Here is a 20586-nt window from a genome sequence, read left to right as displayed (position 1 = left end):
CCCCGGGCCCCCGGGCCCCCGGGCAACCGCGCAACCGGGCAGCCGCGCCGCGGCCTCCCGCGGCCCGGCACCGGCGTCCTCAGGACTCCAGCGGCGGGCCGAGCACCTTCCGGATCGCCAGCGCAGCGAGCTGCTCGTCCGGGGTGTCGAGCAGCACCCGGTAGGTGTCCTGCCCGGCGAGGAACTCGACGCAGACGGCGTCCTCGTCGCACGGTCCGAGGCGCCACCCCTGCACCGCGTCCATCGGCACCGTCGTGCGCGTCTCGCGCTGGTAGTCGGTCTCGGCCTCGAGACGATCCGGGAACACCCGGAGGCGTCCGTAGGCACCTCGCCAGCTGAGCTGCAGGTCGAGGGTGGGAGAAACAGAGCGGTCCGGCACCCGCTGATGGTAGCGACGGGTGCCGGACCGCTCGTGTTCGGCGCTGGGGGCCTTGCGTTCCGGGGACAAGCGGAGCGCTAGCTCCCGTCGCCGTCGCGCCGTACCGAGGCGGCGGGGTCGCGGACACCGATCGGGTAGGGGCCCGTGACGCCCTCGCGCAGGGCGGCGATGCGCAGGATGCGGTCACGCTGCAGGAACCACCCGACGATGAGCAGCGGGATGATGATGACGAGCGACGCGATCGTGTACGTGCCGACGGGGTAGTCGATCGCCATCAGGACGATGACCGAGGCGAGGAACGCCAGGGTCAGCCAGGCGGTGACCGGTGCCCCGGGGAGCTTGAAGGAGGGTTCCTTCGCGAGCCCCTGCTTGGCCCACTGGCGCAGCCGCATCTGGCACAGGATGATCGTGCCCCACGCGGTGATGATGCCGAGGCTGGCGATGTTCAGGGCGATCTCGAACGCCTGGCTCGGCACGAAGTAGTTCAGCACGACGCCCGCGACGGTGAACGCCGCGGTGAGCAGGATGCCGGCGTAGGGGACACCGCCCTTCGACATCTTCGTGGTCCACTTCGGCGCCGAACCGTTCATCCCCATCGAGTGGAGCGCACGTCCGGTGGAGTACAGGCCGGCGTTCAGGGACGACAGGGCCGCGGTGAGCACGACGAAGTTCATGATGCCGCCGACGATCGCGCCGACGTGCGGGTTGCCGAGCGACGAGAAGAACGTCACGAAGGGGCTCTCGCCCTCCTTGTAGGCCGTGTACGGCAGCAGCAGGGAGAGCAGGACGATCGACCCGACGTAGAAGACCGCGATGCGGAAGACGACCGAGTTGATCGCGCGCGGGATGACCTTCTCGGCGTTCTGCGTCTCACCCGACGCGGTGCCGACGAGTTCGATCGCGGCGTAGGCGAAGACGACACCCTGGATCACGATGACCGCGGGGAGCAGCCCGTTCGGGAACAGCCCGCCGTTGTCACCCCAGATCGAGAAGCCGGTCCGGACGGCCTCGCCACCGGCCTCGACCGGGAACGCGAAGACGAGCCAGATGATCGCGACGACGAGGAACGTTACGAGCGCGGCGACCTTGATCAGGGCGAACCAGAACTCGAGCTCACCGAACACCTTCACGGCGACCATGTTCGCCGCGAGGACGACGACCAGGGCGATCAGCGCCAGCAGCCACTGCGGTGCGGCGGTGAAGGCCGACCAGTACTGCAGGTAGATCGCGACCGCGGTGGTGTCGACGATCGAGGTCATCGCCCAGTTCAGGAAGTACATCCAGCCCGCGGCGTACGCGAACTTCTCGCCGTAGAACTCGCGGGCGTACGAGATGAACGACCCCGAGGACGGACGGTGCAGCACCAGCTCGCCCAGGGCCCGCAGGATGAAGAAGGCGAAGATCCCGGCGACCAGGTAGGTCAGCGCGAGCGCGGGGCCCGCGGTGTGCAGGCGTCCGCCGGCACCGAGGAAGAGGCCGGTGCCGATCGCGCCGCCGATCGCGATCATCTGCAGTTGCCGGGGCTTCAGACCGTGCTGGTAGCCCTCCTGCTCGTGCGAGAAGTCGTTCGCCGGCGCTCGGTTGCCACCCGTGTCGTTCTGCGCTGTCATGCGAGAGAACCTACATGCGCACCGGACCGGGCCGTCACGCAAACCCCGGTTCGGTCGAACCGCAGCTGCTGAACGTCCGCACAGCCGACGGTGCCCCGATCCTGAACGACGACCGTCGTCCGTTGCTTGCATGGAGGGATGGACATCCTCCTCCGACTCCTCGTCGCGATCGGGTTCGCCCTGCTCGTCACCGCCGTCGTCGCCCTCGTCCTGCACCTGGTCCTCCGGGCGATCGCGCGCCGGGAACGCTGGGCCGGCGTGCTCTCGCGACGGACGAAGCACCCGTTCCGCACCGTCCTGCTGGCCGTCCTGCTCTGGATCGCCTTCACGTCGAGCATCCCGCGGAACGCCGACGCCTACCCGTGGCGCGACGAGGTCGCGCACGCCTTCCTCATCGTCACGATCGCGACCGGGTGCTGGCTGGCGTGCCAGGTCGCGATCTTCCTCGAGGACCTGGGGCTGCACCGCTTCCGCATCGACGTGCCCGACAACCGGCAGGCGCGTCGCATCCGCACCCAGGTGCTCATCATCCGGCGGCTCACCGTCGCCGTGCTCGTCATCATCGCGGTCGGCGCGATCCTGCTGACCTTCGACGGGGTCGAGGCGGCGGGTGCGAGCGTGCTCGCCAGCGCCGGCCTCATCTCCGTGGTCGCGGGCCTCGCCGCGCAGTCCACGCTCGGCAACGTGTTCGCCGGTATGCAGCTGGCGTTCTCCGGGTCGATCCGGGTGGACGACGTCGTCGTCGTCGAGCAGCAGTGGGGCCGGATCGAGGAGATCACCCTGACCTACGTCGTCGTGCACCTGTGGGACGACCGTCGGTTCGTGCTGCCGTCGACGTACTTCACGAGCACGCCGTTCGAGAACTGGACGCGGACCGGCAGCGAACTGCTCGGCGCCGTGGAGTTCGACCTCGACTGGCGGGTGAGCCCGGCCGACATGCGCGCGGAGCTCGACCGGATCCTCGACACCTCGACGATCTGGGACCGCCGGGTCAAGGTGCTCCAGGTCACGGACGCCGTCGGGGGACTCGTCCGGGTCCGCATCCTCGTGACCGCACCCGATGCCGGTGGCCTGTTCGACCTCCGCTGCTACGTCCGTGAGGAGATGGTCGAGTGGCTCCAGCGCACCCATCCGGACGCCCTGCCGGTCCAGCGGGTGCAGCTCACCGAGCCGAGCGCGACGGCGCCGCGGCGACGCGGACGCCCGGCAGAGGGGGACTCGCAGCTGTTCGGCGACGACGAGCGCGGTGCGCTCTTCACCGGACCGATCCAGACCTCCGGCATCCCGGAGTCCGAGCGCTGACCCGGTGACGGGATCGGCGTGTCCTGGACGGCCAGGACGACGGACGGGAGGCACGGTGCCAGCTGGCACCGTGCCTCCCGTCCGTCAGGCCGGTCGCGTCTGCGACCGCCTGCCGCGTCTGGTCCTACTGGCGCGCCTTGACCGCGCGGTCGTCCTCGACGACCGTGCCGATCGCCACGATCGTCGTGGCGAGCCACGCGACCCAGGTCAGCGCGAGCCGCCAGTCGCGCGGTCCCTGGCGGGTGGTCTGCAGCACGCTGTAGCCGCTGATGAGCGAACTCCACACCGCACCGTTGAACATGAACTTGCGCACAGAGGCCTCCTGTCGTCGTGCTGACAACGCTACCGGCCCGTACATTGGAGCGCCGCCGGTCACCCTGCCGCGGTGTCTGCCAGAGGAGTGTTCGTGCGTCAAGCGGTCATCGGAGCGGCCCTGCTCGTGGTCGGCGCGGTCTGCGTCGTGTTCGGGCTGCTGCCCCTCGACGACCTCGCCGTCCTCGCCGACCGGGTCCTGCCGGTCCTCGGGTTCGTGCTCGGACTGACCATCGTCGCCGAGCTGGCCGCGGACGCCGGAGTGTTCGACCGCCTCGCCGACGTCGCCGCCCGGGTCGGCGGCGGACGCACCATCGGACTCTGGGGTGCGGTCGTCGTGCTCGCCGTGCTCTGCACCGTCTTCCTGTCGATCGACACCACCGCGGTGCTCCTCACCCCCATCGTCATCTCGCTCGCACGGCGTGTGGGACTGCCCCCGATGCCGTTCGCCCTGACCACGGTCTGGCTCGCGAACACCGCCTCGCTGCTGCTGCCGGTGTCGAACCTGACGAACCTGCTCGCCGTCGACCGGATGGGGCTCGGCGGCCCGCTGCCGTTCGCCGGGCTGATCGCCTGGCCCGCGGTCGCCGGGGTGGTCGTGCCGTGCGTCGTCCTGCTCGTGGTGTTCCGGGGCAAGCTGTTCGGCCGCTACTCGCCGGTGTCCGTCCGCACACCGAGCGACCCCGTGTTCTTCTGGGCGGCCTCCGCCGTGCTCGTCGCGCTCGTCGTCGCCCTGACGGCCGGGGTGACCGTGTGGATCGCTGCGGTCCTGGCCGCCGTGGTGCTCGTCGTGGTCGCGGCGTTCCGGTCCCCGTCCGAACTCCGGGTGTCCCGCGTGCCGTGGTCGACCCTGCTGTTCGCCGCCGGGCTCTTCGTGGTGGTCGAGGCGCTGCACACGACGGGCATCACCGACCCGATCGTGCACGCGCTGCAGGGCGGCACCGGGACCGGCCCGCTGCTGCTGCTCGGCGGTGCGGGCGCGGTGGCGGCGAACGGCATCGACAACCTGCCGGCGTACCTGGTGCTCGAACCTGCCGCCGGGCACGAGGCCGTGCGGTACGCGGCCCTGCTCATCGGCGTGAACGCCGGCTGTCTCATCACCCCGTGGGCCTCACTCGCGACGCTCCTGTGGCACGCGCGGCTGTCGGCCGAGGGCGTGCACCTGTCGTGGGGCCGGTACATGGCGCTCGGGTGCATCGTCGCGCCGCTCACCGTCGTCGCCGGGGTCCTGGCGCTCGCGCTCTGACGTCGGCGGGGCCTCGGACCGTTCGGGTGCCGGAACCCTACGCGGTCAGAGCCAGTCGCGGGCCTTGAAGACGCGGTAGAGCACGAGCGACGACGCGGTGATGATCGCGAGCGACGCCCAGAGCCCGCTCCAGGCTCCCTCGCCCGGGAACTCGACGTTCTGCCCGAAGAAGCTCGTCACCCCCGTCGGGATCGCGATGATCGCCGCCCAGCTCGTGACCTTCTTCATGACGGTGTTCTGCCGGTTCGACGCCAGGTTCAGGGTCGTGTCGAGCACGCTCGACACCGCGTCGCGCAGCTGTTCGACCGAGTCGGCGATCGAGACCAGGTGGTCCTCGACGTCGCGGAAGTACGGCCGGATGCCGTTCGAGATCGTCTCCGCGTCACCGTGCAGCAACGAGGCGACGCTGTCCCGCGTCGGGACGACCAGCCGCCGGAGCACCCCGAGGGTCTTGCGGAGCCGGAACGACCGCCGCTGGATCTGCTGCTCACGGGGGTCGCCCGGCTCGAACAGGTCGTCCTCGAGCGCGTCGATCTGCCGCTCCAGGTCCTCGACGGTGTCGGTCGCCCGGTCGACGACGGCGTCGAGCAGCGCCCAGACGAGCCAGGGCACGCCGTGTTCGGCGATGTCGGAGTTCGCGGTGAGCCGGTGCTCCATCGGGGTGGTGTCGACGTCGGACCCGTGGATCGTGACGAGCGCCCGTTCGGTGACGAAGGCCTTGACCTCGTGCGTGATCAGGTCGCCCTCGTCGTCCGTGCCGCCCACGTCGTAGACGACCAGGAACAGACTGTCCCGGTACCGGTCGAGCTTCGGCCGCTGTCCGTGCTCGACGGCGTCCTCGACCGCGAGCGCGTGGATGCCGAGCTCCTCCTCGATCTGCTCGAGATCGGCCGACGTCGGGTCGGTGTAGTCGATCCAGACGAACGTGTCCGGATCGGCGACGAGGTCGGAGATCCGGTCGACGGGGAAGTCCCGCTCGACCGTGTCGCCCTTGCACCACGCCCGTGTCCTGACCATGCTCGTCAGCCTACTGAGACGGCCGACCCGGGAGATCCCGGGTCGGCCGTCGCGGTGCTGCGGAGCCGCTCAGTCGGCTCCTGCTCAGTAGGCGGAGACGAGCTTGCCGTCCTCCACCTTCAGGTACTGGTTCACATCGAAGGAATCCTCGCCGCGCTTCTTGTCGCCGAGGTACGAGGTGTAGCTGTACGAGACGCTCCCGTCCTTCGTGCTCGTCACCATCACGGTGCCGGCGCGGGACGCCTCGACCTGCAGCTCGGGCTTCGACGTGACGTCGTACTGCACGCCGCCGTCGGCGTCGTAGGGCCCGTACCAGGGGCAACCGCTCAGTGCCCGGAGCTCGGTCTTCTCGGCGCAGTCGTCGATCAGGTCGGTCACGTACCGCTCGGCGTCCTGCTCGAGTGCCTTGGTCGCCTTCGGTGCGAAGTCGACGTAGCCGGACGTGGCCGTGCCCACGGAGACCTTCTCGGTGCCGCCGGTGAAGTACTTCGTCCCGCCGACCGAGACCTGGTAGGTGCCGGGGTAGGCGAGGGACGTGAACTTGCCCTCGCTGATCTCCCCGATCTCCTTGCCGCCGACGGTCACGGGTGCACCTTCGAGCACGTCGGAGGCCGTCAGGGTGACCTGCTGGGCGAGGGGCTGCGTGACACGCCACTCGTCCTTCACCAGGAACGAGGTGCCCGTGCGCCGCAACGACACCTGGCCGGAGCGGTTCTTGCCGTCCTGCGTGTAGCTCAGGGTGGCGATCGCGGTGTCACCGGTCCGGGCGACCCGGCCGACGCGGATGTCCGACGGGCGGTCCTTCGCGCTCCGGAGCACCTTCGAGTCGAGCATCGCGGCGTCGTCGGGGACCTCGCTCAGGTCGGCGGCGGTGTCGGCGTCACCGCTGGCGATGGCCTGCACGTAGGACTTGACGGTCGGTGCCGGACCCCACACGTTGGCGCGGAGGACGCTCGTCGTGACCGCGCCGGCGATGACGACGACGATCACGGCGCCGCCGGCGATGAGCGAACGGACCAGGATCTTCTTGGACCGCGGGGACATCGGTGCCGGAGCGGGGGCACCACCGCCGATGAACGGCTGCGACCCGTAGGCGGGTGGTGCGCCGTACGGGGGCTGCGTGCCGTAGGGCGGCTGCGACCCGTACGACGGCTGCGCGCCGGAGATCGACTGCGGGCCGTCCGCGGGCTCCTGGCCGGACCCGGCCGGCGGGTACGGGGCCTGCTGGCCGGCGGCCGGGGGAGTGTTCCACGCGGCGGCGGCCGGAGCGTCGGCGGCGACAGGCGCGCCGGGCGCAGCGGGAGCACCGGGAGCGGCCGGGTCGGCGGAGGCGGTGGGTGCCACGGGGGCGCCCGGACCGGCGACGGGCCCGGCCGGGAACGCCTGCGGCACGACGGGGCGGGGGTCCGCCCCGACCAGACGCGACGTCCGGAGCACCGCGGCACCACCGAGGCGGGGCAGGAGCACCGGAGCGAGGTACCGGGCGACGACCTCGATCACGCCGCCCCACAGGGCGAAGACGATCGGCGTCCACGGCGCGACGCCGATCGACCCCGATGCGTCCACGGAGCTCGTGCTGCTCACCTGGTACGAGGCGACGCCGGTGCCGAGGACGAAGAACAGCAGACCGAGTGCGAACCACACCAGCGGCGTGACGACCCAGTCGAGGGTGGTGCGGATCCGGTCGTTGCGGCGGACGGCGAGTGCGAGCCCGGCCACGACCGAGGTGACGACGACGAACAGCACGACCAGCCAGGTCCAGCCGCCGGCCCCGCTGAACACCGAGGCGGTGTCGCTGGCGGACCCGAAGCCGGAGGTCCCCACACCACCGAAGAACCCGAGCGCGGTCAGCCCGACCGCGACGTTGCCGAGCAGCAGCGGCAACGCGGAGCCGAAGGACGGCTGGGCGATGACGGCGACGACGAGGACGACGAGGGCGACCAGCACGACGAGGACCGTGAGCTGCGACGCGGCGACACGCAGTGTGCCGAGCAGGCGGGCGGCGAAGACGTTGCCACCAGCGAGGACGGAGGGCCGGGCGAGGAGCGCGGCCAGGGCACCGATGACGAACGCGCCGAGGATGCTCCCGACACCGACGGCGTGCACCGGCTCGATGACCGCGCCGGACACCGACGGGAACCGGATCGCGAACAGGGCGGCCGCGACGTTCGTGAGCACGGTGGTGACGAGGCCGGAGACCACCGCCGTGATGAGCACCTGCGTGCGACCGAGGCCACGCGTACGGATCCGGCGGGTGAGCACGACGGCCAGGACGACCTGCGCGGTGAGGACCAGCGCGGGCACCACGGCGAGCGAGCCCGAACCGGAACCGAGGAACCCGATGGACCCGGACAGGTGCAGACGGCCGAGGTCGGCGAGGGCCACGAGCTGCGCCGGCGCACCGAGCAGGACGCTCACGCCGGAGAGCAGTGACTCCACGTCGGGGGCCGAGCCCGCGCCGAAGTCGGTGCCGGACCCGGTGGACGGAGCTGCCGGACCGCTGCCGCCGGATGCGAGCAGGCCCACGGTGATGAGCAGTGAGAGTCCCGCGACGACGTACGCCGCGACCCAGCCGCCGACGGCGGCGAGCACGGCCGCCAGCCAGTCGCGACCGGACACGGAGCGCAGGAAGCGGCCGAACGCATCGGACGGCTGTGCGGCGGGGGCGGGCTGACCCGACCACTGCTGCGGGCCTCCAGGCTGCTGCTGCCAGGCGGGCTGGCCGTTCTCGGCGGACTGGCCGGGACCGGGTTGCGACGGCGGGACGGGCTGGCCGGAACCGGACTGGCCGGGGCCGGGCTGCGACGGCGGGACGGGCTGGTTGGGCGGGTTCTCGCTCACGGCTGGGGGTCCTCTCCGACCGGGAGGCCGGCGCCGCACTCCAGCACCCGTGTCCCCCCGACACGTGCCTGCAGCGTAGCGGAACCGCCGATCCGCCGTGAATGCGCTGTCCCCACGCTGGTAACTTCGGCAGCGCGCCCGGCGCACCACGCCGGCCGTCGCACCCGACGCACGACGCACCGACGCACCCGGCCCCGGCCGGGCGGAACGGAGATCACACCACCCCATGCCTGCAGACCGCACCGAACAGACCCGCTACTCGTTCGTCGTCGCCTCCAACCGACTCCCGGTGGACCGCGTCGTCGACCAGGACGGCAACGAGGGCTGGCGGCACTCGCCGGGCGGCCTCGTCACCGCCCTCGAACCCGTGATGCGCGCGAACGACGGAGCCTGGGTCGGCTGGGTGGGGCAGGCCGAGGTCGAGGTCGCACCGTTCGACAACGAGGGCATCCACATCGTCCCCGTCCCGCTCTCCGACGACGACGTCGAGGAGTACTACGAGGGCTTCAGCAACGACACGCTCTGGCCGCTGTACCACGACGTCATCGAGCACCCGAGCTACCACCGCGACTGGTGGAACGCGTACAAGCGGGTGAACGAGCGCTTCGCCACGCAGATCGCCGAGATCGTCGAGCAGGACGGCATCGTCTGGGTGCAGGACTACCAGCTGCAGCTCGTGCCGGCCCTGCTCCGTGCGAAGCGTCCCGACCTGACGATCGGCTTCTTCAACCACATCCCGTTCCCGCCGGTCGGCATCTACGCGCAGCTGCCGTGGCGTGCGCAGATCCTCGACGGGCTGCTCGGCGCCGACGTCATCGGCTTCCAGCGCCACGACGACGCCAGCGACTTCCTGCGCGCGGTGCGGCACATCAAGGGCTACACGACCAAGGGCACCACGATCGACGTCCCGGTGGACGACCCGGCAGCCCCGCGCAGCCGCAAGGGCATCACGGTGCGCCACGTCGAGGCCAGGCACTTCCCGATCTCCATCGACGCCGAGAGCTTCGAGGCGATCGCCCGCAAGCCCGAGGTGCAGGAGCGTGCTCGCGAGATCCGCGAGAGCCTCGGCAACCCGAAGACGGTGCTGCTCGGTGTCGACCGGCTCGACTACACCAAGGGCATCCGCCACCGCATCAAGGCCTTCGGCGAGCTGGTGGAGGACGGCCGCATCGCGGTCGAGGACGCCACCCTCATCCAGGTCGCGAGCCCGAGTCGCGAGCGTGTCGACTCGTACGCGGCGCTCCGCGACGAGATCGAGCTGAGCGTCGGCCGCATCAACGGCGACCTCGGCGTCATCGGTCACCAGCCGATCTCGTACCTGCACCACGGCTACCCGCGCGAGGAGATGGTGGCGCTGTACCTGGCCGCCGACATCATGCTCGTCACCGCACTGCGCGACGGCATGAACCTGGTCGCGAAGGAGTACGTCGCCGCCCGCTTCGACAACGACGGGGTGCTCATCCTGTCCGAGTTCGCCGGTGCCGCCGACGAGCTCAAGCAGGCCGTGATCGTGAACCCGCACGACATCGGAGCGCTCAAGGACTCGATCGAGCGCGCCATCCAGATGCCGCGTCGCGAGCGGTCGACGCGCATGCGCGCGCTCCGCAAGCGCGTCCGCGACAACGACGTGGCGCGCTGGTCGCGCTCGTTCCTCGAGGCGCTCGACCGACACGCGCCGCGGAACGCCCAGATCGACCCGTCCGCCGCCGACCCGCGTGAGCAGCACCGTGAGGCGCAGACCGACAACATGTCGATCTTCGACCAGGACGCCCAGTCCGCCAGGGCTGCCGAGGACACCCGGGAGGCACGTGATGACTGAGACCACCACCGACCAGACCGCCATCGACACGGCCCTCGAGACGCTCGCGGCTGCGCCGCGACTGATCGTCGCCCTCGACTTCGACGGCACGCTGGCCCCCTTCGCCGACGACCCCTCGCAGGTCGGCGCGCTGCCCGGCTCGTGGGCCGCGGTCCTGACCCTGCACCGTGCGAAGGACACCGAGGTGGTGCTCGTGTCCGGGCGTCCGCTCGGCAGCCTGGCCGCGGTGACCCACGCACCCGAGGACATGGCGCTCGTCGGCTCGCACGGTGTCGAGTGGCGCGTGGACGGCCACGACGAGGCCGCGCTGTCCGATGACGAGGTCGGTCGTGTGGCACGGATCGGCGCCGCGCTCGACGCGGTCGGCGAACGGTTCCCGGGCGTCGTCATCGAGCACAAGCCCGCGGGGCACGGGGTGCACACGCGCCGCGTCTCCGCCGAGGTCGCTGCCGAGGCGAACGCGGCGGCGAGCCGTGCGGCGCACGAGGCCGACCCCGAGGTGCTCGAGCGCGGTGGCAAGGACATCGTCGAGTTCGCGGTGCGCCACGTCACGAAGGGCGACGCGATCGCCCGGCTCCGCGAGTTGCACGGCGCCGACGCGGTGTTCTTCGCCGGCGACGACGTCACCGACGAGGACGCCTTCCGCGTGCTCGGCGACGGCGACGTCGGGGTGAAGGTCGGGCCGGGCCAGACCCGGGCCGGGTACCGCATCGCCGACCCCGCGGCCCTGACCGGGGTCCTGAAGCAGCTGGCGAGGCTCCGCGCCACCCGCTGATCGCGGGCCCGGAGCATGAGAATGCACGGGGGTGCACGGCTGGTATCCCAAAGCGTCCTAGACTCATCCCATGCCTGATATCGACGTCAAGCCGCGCAGCCGGGTCGTCACCGACGGGATCGAAGCAACCACCTCGCGTGGCATGCTGCGGGCCGTCGGTATGGGAGACGAGGACTGGAGCAAGCCGCAGATCGGCATCGCGTCCTCGTGGAACGAGATCACGCCGTGCAACCTCTCGCTCGACCGCCTCGCGCAGGGTGCGAAGGAGGGCGTGCACTCCGGTGGCGGCTACCCGCTCCAGTTCGGCACCATCTCCGTCTCGGACGGCATCTCGATGGGCCACGAGGGCATGCACTTCTCCCTCGTCTCGCGTGAGGTCATCGCGGACAGCGTCGAGACCGTCGTCAACGCCGAACGCCTCGACGGCACCGTCCTGCTCGCCGGCTGCGACAAGTCGCTGCCCGGCATGCTGATGGCCGCCGCGCGACTCGACCTGGCGAGCGTGTTCCTCTACGCGGGTTCGGTCATGCCGGGCTACGTGAAGCAGGCCGACGGCACGATGAAGGAAGTCACCATCATCGACTCCTTCGAGGGCGTCGGTGCCTGTAAGGCCGGCACCATGAGCGAGGAAGAGCTGAAGAAGATCGAGTGTGCGATCGTCCCCGGCGAGGGCGCCTGCGGTGGCATGTACACCGCGAACACGATGGCTTCGGTCGCCGAAGCGCTCGGCATGTCGCTGCCGGGCTCCGCCGCCCCGCCGAGCGCCGACCGTCGCCGCGACTACTACGCGCACCGCTCCGGCGAGGCCGTGGTGAACATGCTCGAGCACGGCATCACCGCCCGCCAGATCCTCACCAAGGAAGCGTTCGAGAACGCGATCGCCGTCGCGATGGCCCTCGGCGGCTCGACCAACGTGATCCTGCACCTGCTGGCGATCGCGTACGAGGCCGAGGTCGAGCTGTCGCTGGACGACTTCAACCGCATCGGTTCGAAGGTCCCGCACCTGGCCGACATGAAGCCCTTCGGCAAGTACGTCATGGTCGACGTCGACCGCAACGGCGGCATCCCCGTGATCATGAAGGCGCTGCTCGACGCGGGCCTGCTGCACGGCGAGTGCATGACCGTGACGGGCAAGACCGTCGCCGAGAACCTGGCCGAGATCGACCCGCCGGCACTCGACGGCGAGGTCTTCCGCACGCTCGACAACCCGATCCACGAGACCGGTGGCCTGACCGTCCTGCAGGGCTCCTTCGCCCCCGAGGGCGCCGTGGTGAAGACCGCGGGCTTCGACGCCTCCGTCTTCGAGGGCCCCGCCCGCGTGTTCGACCGCGAACGTGCGGCGATGGACGCCCTGACCGAGGGCAAGATCGAGAAGGGCGACGTCGTCGTCATCCGTTACGAGGGCCCCAAGGGCGGCCCGGGCATGCGCGAGATGCTCGCGATCACCGCGGCCATCAAGGGCGCGGGCCTCGGCAAGGATGTACTACTCTTGACCGACGGTCGATTCTCAGGCGGCACAACCGGCCTGTGCATCGGCCACATCGCACCGGAAGCAGTGGACGCAGGTCCAGTCGCTTTCGTTCGTGATGGCGACCGCATCCGTGTCGACATCGCGGCTCGCTCGCTCGACCTACTGGTCGACCCGGCCGAGCTGGAGGCCCGCCGTGACGGCTGGGCCCCGCTGCCCCCGCGCTACACCCGCGGAGTCCTCGCGAAGTACGCCAAGCTCGTCAAGTCCGCCGCCCAGGGCGCGGTCACGGGCTAGCGTCCGACACCCGCACCACCGCCACCACTCAGGCAAGGACCACTCATGCCCACGGAAGCAACTCCGTTGTCCGCGGCCGCCGGTGCACGCCGGTCGCCGGAGATCCTGACCGGCTCGGGAGCCGTCCTCCGGACGCTCGAGCACCTCGGGATCACCGACGTCTTCGGCCTGCCGGGCGGCGCGATCATCCCGTTCTACGACGAGCTGATGGCGTCGACCACGATCCGCCACATCCTCGTCCGTCACGAGCAGGGCGCCGGCCACGCCGCCGAGGGCTACGCCTCGTCGTCCGGCAAGGTCGGGGTCGCCATCGCGACGTCCGGCCCCGGTGCGACGAACCTCGTCACGGCCATCGCCGACGCCTACATGGACTCGGTGCCGTTCATCGCGATCACCGGTCAGGTGTTCTCGACGCTGATGGGCACCGACGCGTTCCAGGAAGCCGACATCGTCGGCATCACGATGCCCATCACGAAGCACTCGTTCCTGGTGACCGACCCGGCCGACGTGCCGGCGACCCTCGCCGCGGCGCACCTCATCGCGACGACCGGTCGGCCCGGTCCCGTGCTGGTGGACATCACGAAGGACGCTCAGCAGAAGTCGGCGCCGTACGTGTGGCCGCCCAAGATCGACCTGCCCGGTTACCGCCCGGTGACCAAGGCGCACGGCAAGCAGATCACCGCGGCCGCGCAGCTGCTGTCCGAGTCGAAGCGCCCGGTGCTCTACGTCGGTGGCGGGGTCATCCGCTCCCGCGCGACCGCCGAGCTGCTCCGCTTCGCCGAGGCGACCGGTGCGCCGGTCGTCACGACCCTGATGGCGCGCGGCGCGTTCCCGGACTCGCACCCGCAGCACCTCGGCATGCCCGGCATGCACGGCACGGTGCCCGCGGTGCTCGGCCTGCAGGACAGCGACCTCATCGTCGCCCTCGGTGCCCGCTTCGACGACCGCGTGACCGGCAAGGCCGACGAGTTCGCCCCGGACGCCAAGGTCGTGCACGTCGACATCGACCCGGCCGAGATCTCGAAGATCCGCTTCGCCGACGTCCCGATCGTCGGTGACGCCCGCGAGGTCCTGGTCGACCTGCTCGACGCCTGGGGCGGCATCGCCGTCGAGGACCGCGCGTCGACCGACGAGTGGTGGGCGAAGCTCCACCAGCTCAAGACCGACTTCCCGCTCGGGTACGCCGAGCCGACCGACGGACTCCTCGCGCCGCAGGGCATCATCAAGCGCATCGGTGAGCTCTCCGGTCCCGAGGCCGTCTACGCCTCCGGTGTCGGCCAGCACCAGATGTGGTCCGCGCAGTTCATCAAGTACGAGCGGCCCAACGCCTGGCTCAACTCCGGTGGCGCCGGCACGATGGGCTACTCGGTCCCCGCGGCGATGGGTGCGAAGGTCGCACAGCCGGACCGCGTGGTCTGGGCGATCGACGGCGACGGCTGCTTCCAGATGACGAACCAGGAACTCGCGACCTGCGTCATCAACGACATCCCGATCAAGGTCGCGATCATCAACAACTCGTCGCTCGGCATGGTCCGGCAGTGGCAGACGCTGTTCTACGACGGCCGGCACTCCTTCACCGACCTCGAGACGGGGCACGCCTCGCGCCGCGTCCCGGACTTCGTGAAGCTGGCCGACGCCTACGGTGCCCTCGGCATCCGCGTCGAGAAGGCCGACGAGGTCGACGCCGCGATCGAGCTCGCCCTGGCGACCAACGACCGCCCGGTGGTGATCGACTTCGTCGTGAGCCGTGACTCGATGGTCTGGCCGATGGTCCCGCAGGGCGTCAGCAACTCCTCCATCGAGTACGCCCAGGCACTCGCGCCCACCTGGGACGACGAGGACGCCGACATGACGGGAGAAACCGCATGAGCCACGTCCTCTCCCTCCTCGTGGAGGACAAGCCCGGTCTGCTGACCCGTGTCGCCGGACTCTTCGCCCGGCGCGGGTTCAACATCGAGTCGCTCGCCGTCGGCAACACCGAGGTGGACGGCCTCAGCCGGATCACGGTCGTCGTCGACGTCGAGGACCTCCCGCTGGAACAGGTGACGAAGCAGCTCAACAAGCTGGTGAACGTCATCAAGATCGTCGAACTGGACTTCTCGCAGTCGGTCCAGCGCGAGCACATGCTCGTGAAGGTGCGCGTCGACAACCAGACGCGCTCGGCGGTGCTCGAAGCAGTGACCCTGTTCCGTGCCCAGGTCGTCGACGTGGCGACCGACTCCCTGATCGTCGAGGTGACCGGCGACCCCGGCAAGATCCAGGCGATCCTCCGCGTGCTCGAGCCCTACGGCGTCAAGGAACTCGCCCGCGCGGGCCTCCTCGGCATGGGCCGCGGACCGAAGAGCATCACCGACCGGGTGCGCTGAGCGCCCGTCACACCCTTCCCGGGCGCCGATGGTGCCCGGCACAGACCACAGAACCAAGGAGACACACCCTCGTGACTGACATCGTGTACGACGCCGACGCCGACCTGACGCTCATCCAGGGCAAGAAGGTCGCCGTCATCGGCTACGGCTCGCAGGGCCACGCCCACGCCCTCAACCTCCGTGACTCGGGTGTCGAGGTGAAGATCGGCCTGCAGGAGGGCTCGAAGAGCCGGCAGAAGGCCGAAGAGGCGGGCTTCGAGGTCCACACCCCGGGCGACGCCACCGCCTGGGCCGACGTCGTCGTCATCCTCGCGCCGGACCAGGTCCAGCGCATCGTCTACGCCGAGGACATCCGCCCGCACCTCAAGCCGGGCGCGACGCTCGTCTTCGGCCACGGCTTCAACATCCGCTTCGGCTACATCGAGGCGCCCGAGGGCGTCGACGTGTCGCTCGTCGCGCCGAAGGGCCCGGGGCACACCGTCCGCCGCGAGTACGAGGCCGGCCGTGGCGTCCCCGTGATCGTCGCCGTCGAGGTCGACGCGTCCGGTTCCGCCTGGGACCTCGCGTGGTCGTACTCCAAGGCCATCGGTGGCCTCCGCTCCGGCGGCATCAAGACGACCTTCACCGAGGAGACCGAGACCGACCTGTTCGGCGAGCAGGCCGTCCTCTGCGGTGGCACCTCGCAGCTCATCCAGTACGGCTTCGAGACCCTGGTCGAGGCGGGCTACCAGCCGCAGATCGCCTACTTCGAGGTCCTGCACGAGCTCAAGCTCATCGTCGACCTCATCTGGGAGGGCGGCCTCACCAAGCAGCGCTGGTCGATCTCCGACACCGCCGAGTTCGGTGACTACGTCTCCGGCCCGCGCGTGATCTCGCCGGACGTCAAGGAGAACATGAAGGCGGTGCTCGCGGACATCCAGAACGGTGCCTTCGCGAAGCGCTTCATCGAGGACCAGGACGCCGGCGCTCCGGAGTTCAAGGCGCTCCGTGCCAAGGGCGAGGGCCACCCGATCGAGGCCACCGGCCGTGAGCTCCGCGCGCTCTTCGCGTGGAAGCAGAACGACGGCGACTACGTGGACGGCTCGGCCGCGCGGTAGTCTTCCGAGAACCACTCGATGACGAGGCGGCGGTGCACCTGCACCGCCGCCTCGCGATGTGACCCGAACGTTATGCAGCAGCTCTTCTCCAGCCCCGACGCCGCGGACCGGCGTCCCTCCGCCGTGCGCGCGGACGATTCCCGACACCCGTCGGCCGTGCTGCGCACCCGCGGTCAGGACCGCCCCGACCAGCATGGGATGATCGTTCGATGGCGGTGACGAAGCGAGCGGTCCACATCGGCGCCGGCAAGATCGGGCGTGGGTTCGTGGGCCAGTTCCTCGTGGCGAGCGGCTACGAGCTCACCTTCGTCGACGTCGACGAACGCGTGGTCTCGGCCCTGAACGAAGCCGGCCGGTTCGTGGTGCACGAGGTCGGCGAGATGCCGGTCGAGCACCTCGTCTACGGGTTCCGTGCGCTCAGCAGCAAGACCGACCGCGAGCGCGTGGTGCAGGCCATCGCCGAGGCCGACGTGGTGACCACCGCCGTGGGCGCACGCACGCTCCCGCTCGTCGCGCCGCTCATCGCCGAAGGGCTCGCGGCACGTCCGCTCGAGCGCGGTGACGTCACGATCGTGGCCTGCGAGAACGCGTTCAACGCGACCGACTCCCTGCACGCCAGCATCCGCCGCGCCCCCATCCTCGAAGACCGCGACATCGCCGCCGTCTTCGCGAACTGCGCGATCGACCGCATCGTCCCGGACCAGTCCGGTGTGCTCGGGCAGTCCGGCGGCCTCGACGTCGTGCTCGAACCGTTCTACGAGTGGGTCATCGAGCGCACCCCGTTCCTCGGCTCCGACGCCGAACCGCCGACGATCGAGGGCGTCACCTGGGTCGACGACCTGCAGCCCTTCGTCGAGCGCAAGCTCTACACGGTCAACACGGCGCACGCCACCGCCGCCTACCACGGCTACGTGCGGGGCATCCGGCTCATCCGCGAAGCACTCGAGGACGACGCCGTCCGCGCCGAGGTCGACGGGGTGCTCGCCGAGACCACCGCACTGCTGATCGCGAAGCACGGCTTCGACCCCGAGGACCACGCGCGCTACGTCGCCGCGAACCTCTCCCGCATCGCGAACCCGCACCTGCCGGACTCCACGGCACGCGTCGGCCGCAACCCGCTCCGCAAGCTCGGCCGTCGTGAACGCTTCGTCGGCCCGGCGTCGCAGCTCGCCGAGCGCGGCCTGCCCGTCGAACACCTGCTCGGTGCGGTCCGCGCGGCGCTCGCGTTCGACGACGAGAACGACCCGGAGTCGATCGAGCTGCACGCACTCCTGCGCTCCGGGGCGACCGCGCACGCGCTCACCGAGATCCTCACGGGCCTGATGGAGAGCCACCCGCTCTTCCCGGCCGTCCGCGACGTCGTCGCCGAGGTCCTCGCGACGCAGCCGGCCGACGTCTGACGTCGACCTCCCGGCCGTCGCTGGTCTCCCCGGGGTCGTGTCCCTCGTAGAATCGGGGCATGACCACGGCAGCATCCCCACCAGACGGGTCGATCGACCCGGACGTGCCGAACGCCGTCGACACCGACGACGCCGCCCTCAGCTGGGGTGACGCGGACGACGCCACCCACGTCGACGCGGCGCACAACCCGGTGGCGGTGCGCGACCGCGGAGCCCGTGACCCCGAAGCCCCCGAGACCTCCGGCGCGCTCGTCGGGTTCGGCGTCTTCGGGGGCCTCTACCTGCTCTACACGGTGGCCTGGCTCCTCACCGCCTCGACCGCGTACGTCTCCGGCGTCGACACCGTCCTCACGCTCTTCGTCGAGGTGCTCCGCTTCCTCGCGATCCTCGCGCCGGCACTCTGGTTCACGGTGGTGCTCTGGGCAGCGCGCAGCAGCCGCACCCGGACCCGCCTGCTCTGGATGCTCCTCGGCGCCGTCGTGCTCTTCCCCTGGCCGTTCCTCCTGACGCGGAGCTTCGGGTGACCGGGGCAGTGCCGGCGACGACCCGCCGGAACAGTGCCCCCGTGGTCGCGAAGATCGTGGTCTGGGTGGTGTTCGCGGCGCTGTTCGCCTACATGACGGTGCAGGCCGTCGGCAACCTGACGCAGATCAACCAGCGGGTGGACGCCTTCAACGCGTTCCTCCAGACGACCTCGGGTGGCGACTCGCTGCAGACCAGCACCCCGTGGCTGTGGCTCGTGCTCGACATCCTCATCGCGCCGGTCGCGTTCGTCGCGGCGATCGTCATCACCCGGCGCGCGAGCCTGCCCGTCACGATCGCGGTGTTCGTGGTCGCGTTCGCGGGTGCCGGCGCCCTCTGGCTCGACCTCCAGCTGTTCGTCCCGACGCTGCTGGACTTCTGACGCGACCCGCCCACGGCCAGGAGGCACGGTGCGGCCCCGCCCCGCGCCTCCCGGCCGTCGTGTGGTTCTCCACAGGACCGCTCCCGCGGTCGTAACCACCGGCCCGCGTCGATAGCATGGTGGGATACCAACCGTCTCGAGTGAGGAAACAGCTGCTGTGTCGAAGCCGGTCGTCCTGATCGCCGAAGAACTCTCGCCCGCAACGGTCGACGCCCTCGGGCCCGACTTCGAGATCCGGAACGTGGACGGCACCGACCGTCCGGCGCTCCTGGCGGCGCTGTCCGACGCGCACGCCGTCCTCGTGCGGTCCGCCACCAAGATCGACGCCGAGGCGATCGCCGCGGCACCGAGCCTCAAGGTCGTCGCCCGTGCCGGCGTCGGCCTCGACAACGTCGACATCAAGGCCGCGACGACCGCCGGCGTGATGGTGGTGAACGCCCCGACCTCGAACATCATCTCGGCGGCGGAGCTCACGGTCGGGCACATCCTGTCGCTCGCGCGGCACATCCCGGCCGCCCACGCCTCGCTGGCCGCCGGCGCGTGGAAGCGCTCGTCGTACACCGGTGTGGAGCTCTACGAGAAGACCGTCGGCATCATCGGCCTCGGCCGCATCGGCGCGCTCATCACCCAGCGGCTGCAGGCCTTCGGCGTGACGGTCATCGCGTACGACCCGTACGTCACCACGGCACGTGCGCAGCAGCTCGGGGTCGAGCTCGTCTCCCTCGACGACCTGCTGCGCCGAGCGGACTTCACCACGATCCACATGCCGAGGACGCCGGAGACCCTCGGCATGATCTCGGACGCCCAGTTCGCCCTGATGAAGCCGACCGCGTTCGTCGTGAACGTGGCCCGCGGCGGCCTGATCGACGAGGACGCCCTGCACCGTGCACTCACGGCGAACACCATCGCCGGCGCCGGCCTCGACGTCTTCGTCGCCGAGCCCCCGAAGGACTCGCCGCTCCTGGCACTCCCGAACGTCGTCGTGACGCCGCACCTCGGTGCCTCCACCGACGAAGCGCAGGAGAAAGCAGGCGTCTCGGTCGCCAAGTCGGTCCGTCTCGCCCTCGGCGGCGAGCTCGTGCCCGACGCGGTGAACGTGGCCGGCGGGGTCATCGACCCGTACGTGCGCCCCGGCATCCCGCTCGTCGAAAAGCTCGGCCAGGTCTTCACCGCCCTGGCGACCTCGCCGGTCACGAGCATCGACGTCGAGGTGCACGGCGAGCTCGCCGAGTACGACGTCAGCGTGCTGAAGCTCGCGGCGCTCAAGGGCGTCTTCACCGACGTCGTGAGCGACCAGGTCTCGTACGTCAACGCCCCGCTCATCGCCGAGCAGCGCGGGGTCACCGTCCGCCTCATCACCGAGACCGACAGCCCCGAGTACCGCAACGTGCTGACGATCCGCGGTGCCCAGTCCGACGGCCCGGCGATCAGCGTGTCCGGCACGCTCACCGGCCCGAAGCAGGTCGAGAAGCTCGTCGAGATCAACGGGCACGACGTCGAGGTGCCGCTCGACCGGCACCACGTCGTCATGGAGTACACCGACCGACCGGGCATCGTCGCGGTCTACGGCAAGGAGTTCGGCCAGGCCGGCATCAACATCGCCGCGATGCAGATCTCGCGCGAAGCCGCCGGTGGCCAGGCGCTGAGCGTCCTGACGGTCGACTCGCCCGTGCCGGCCGAGATCCTCGAGCACGTCCGCTCGGCGATCGACGCGTCCTCGCTCCGCGAGATCGACATCACGCTCTAGGGGAGT

17 protein-coding genes are annotated in these 20586 nt (G+C 70.5%); 12 read left to right on the top strand and 5 right to left on the bottom strand.

The annotated features are described in order from the left end of the window. Positions 1 to 79: 79 nt before the first annotated feature. On the bottom strand, positions 80 to 379 hold the full coding sequence (locus tag ABRP24_RS14335; protein ID WP_155896884.1) for a hypothetical protein: 300 nt from the start codon (positions 377 to 379) through the stop codon (positions 80 to 82). Positions 380 to 456: 77 nt separating this feature from the next. Then, positions 457 to 1989 carry an amino acid permease gene (locus ABRP24_RS14330; protein WP_027466521.1) on the bottom strand — a complete coding sequence of 511 codons (1533 nt, stop codon included), beginning with the start codon at positions 1987 to 1989 and terminating at the stop codon, positions 457 to 459. A gap of 138 nt (positions 1990 to 2127) precedes the next feature. Here ABRP24_RS14330 and ABRP24_RS14325 point away from each other — a divergent pair, with 138 nt between their 5' ends. After that, positions 2128 to 3291: a mechanosensitive ion channel domain-containing protein gene (locus ABRP24_RS14325; protein WP_349848901.1), complete on the top strand. Its 1164-nt coding sequence runs from the start codon at positions 2128 to 2130 to the stop codon at positions 3289 to 3291. A 124-nt stretch (positions 3292 to 3415) separates the two neighbouring features. On the opposite strand, the gene ABRP24_RS14320 is transcribed toward ABRP24_RS14325, so the two are convergent. Next, on the bottom strand, positions 3416 to 3604 hold the full coding sequence (locus ABRP24_RS14320) for a hypothetical protein (protein ID WP_027466522.1): 189 nt from the start codon (positions 3602 to 3604) through the stop codon (positions 3416 to 3418). 93 nt (positions 3605 to 3697) lie between these two features. Between ABRP24_RS14320 and ABRP24_RS14315 the strand changes: the two genes are divergently transcribed. Then, positions 3698 to 4849, top strand: coding sequence for an SLC13 family permease (locus tag ABRP24_RS14315; protein WP_349848898.1), 1152 nt, complete (start codon positions 3698 to 3700; stop codon positions 4847 to 4849). Between the two features lie 45 nt (positions 4850 to 4894). Here the strand turns inward: ABRP24_RS14315 and ABRP24_RS14310 are convergent, their stop codons facing one another. Further along, the gene (locus ABRP24_RS14310) at positions 4895 to 5866 is read right to left on the bottom strand and encodes a magnesium transporter CorA family protein (protein ID WP_349848896.1); all 972 of its coding nucleotides are present in this window, start codon (positions 5864 to 5866) and stop codon (positions 4895 to 4897) included. An 84-nt stretch (positions 5867 to 5950) separates the two neighbouring features. Next, a complete protein-coding gene (locus ABRP24_RS14305; RefSeq protein ID WP_349848894.1) occupies positions 5951 to 8707 on the bottom strand; it encodes a hypothetical protein in 2757 nt (918 codons plus the stop codon). Positions 8708 to 8933: 226 nt separating this feature from the next. On the opposite strand from ABRP24_RS14305, the gene otsA reads away from it, so the two are divergent. The 10 genes from otsA to serA all read left to right on the top strand — a co-directional run bounded on the left by otsA (position 8934) and on the right by serA (position 20580). Continuing rightward, positions 8934 to 10526 carry an alpha,alpha-trehalose-phosphate synthase (UDP-forming) gene (otsA, locus tag ABRP24_RS14300; RefSeq protein ID WP_071246399.1) on the top strand — a complete coding sequence of 531 codons (1593 nt, stop codon included), beginning with the start codon at positions 8934 to 8936 and terminating at the stop codon, positions 10524 to 10526. Then, positions 10519 to 11301, top strand: a complete 783-nt coding sequence (gene otsB / locus ABRP24_RS14295; RefSeq protein WP_349848892.1) for a trehalose-phosphatase — start codon at positions 10519 to 10521, stop codon at positions 11299 to 11301. The genes otsA and otsB overlap by 8 nt, the downstream gene beginning before the upstream one ends. A gap of 70 nt (positions 11302 to 11371) precedes the next feature. After that, the gene (gene ilvD, locus ABRP24_RS14290) at positions 11372 to 13066 is read left to right on the top strand and encodes a dihydroxy-acid dehydratase (protein WP_071246395.1); all 1695 of its coding nucleotides are present in this window, start codon (positions 11372 to 11374) and stop codon (positions 13064 to 13066) included. Positions 13067 to 13111: 45 nt separating this feature from the next. Continuing rightward, positions 13112 to 14935, top strand: a complete 1824-nt coding sequence (locus tag ABRP24_RS14285) for an acetolactate synthase large subunit (protein ID WP_027466529.1) — start codon at positions 13112 to 13114, stop codon at positions 14933 to 14935. After that, entirely contained in the window at positions 14932 to 15432 is a 501-nt protein-coding gene (gene ilvN / locus ABRP24_RS14280; protein WP_301599575.1) for an acetolactate synthase small subunit, read from the top strand. Before ABRP24_RS14285 ends, ilvN begins: the two co-directional genes overlap by 4 nt. A 71-nt stretch (positions 15433 to 15503) precedes the next feature. After that, complete coding sequence (ilvC, locus tag ABRP24_RS14275) at positions 15504 to 16529, top strand: ketol-acid reductoisomerase (RefSeq protein WP_214543594.1); 1026 nt, start codon at positions 15504 to 15506, stop codon at positions 16527 to 16529. Positions 16530 to 16738: 209 nt separating this feature from the next. Further along, positions 16739 to 17929 (top strand): mannitol-1-phosphate 5-dehydrogenase, encoded by a 1191-nt coding sequence (locus tag ABRP24_RS14270; protein WP_111056057.1) that lies wholly within the window; start codon positions 16739 to 16741, stop codon positions 17927 to 17929. A 59-nt stretch (positions 17930 to 17988) separates the two neighbouring features. Beyond that, positions 17989 to 18453 (top strand): hypothetical protein, encoded by a 465-nt coding sequence (locus ABRP24_RS14265; RefSeq protein WP_027466533.1) that lies wholly within the window; start codon positions 17989 to 17991, stop codon positions 18451 to 18453. A 41-nt stretch (positions 18454 to 18494) separates the two neighbouring features. Beyond that, entirely contained in the window at positions 18495 to 18833 is a 339-nt protein-coding gene (locus tag ABRP24_RS14260; protein ID WP_027466534.1) for a hypothetical protein, read from the top strand. A 157-nt stretch (positions 18834 to 18990) separates the two neighbouring features. Then, positions 18991 to 20580 carry a phosphoglycerate dehydrogenase gene (gene serA / locus ABRP24_RS14255; protein WP_027466535.1) on the top strand — a complete coding sequence of 530 codons (1590 nt, stop codon included), beginning with the start codon at positions 18991 to 18993 and terminating at the stop codon, positions 20578 to 20580. The last annotated feature ends 6 nt before the right edge of the window (positions 20581 to 20586 follow it).

The sequence above is a fragment of the Curtobacterium sp. WHRI 8282 genome (genome assembly GCF_040223925.2).
Classification (GTDB): Bacteria; Actinomycetota; Actinomycetes; order Actinomycetales; family Microbacteriaceae; genus Curtobacterium; species Curtobacterium flaccumfaciens.
Note: the sequence above shows the minus strand (reverse complement) of the source record. Positions and strands in the feature narration are given on the sequence as shown.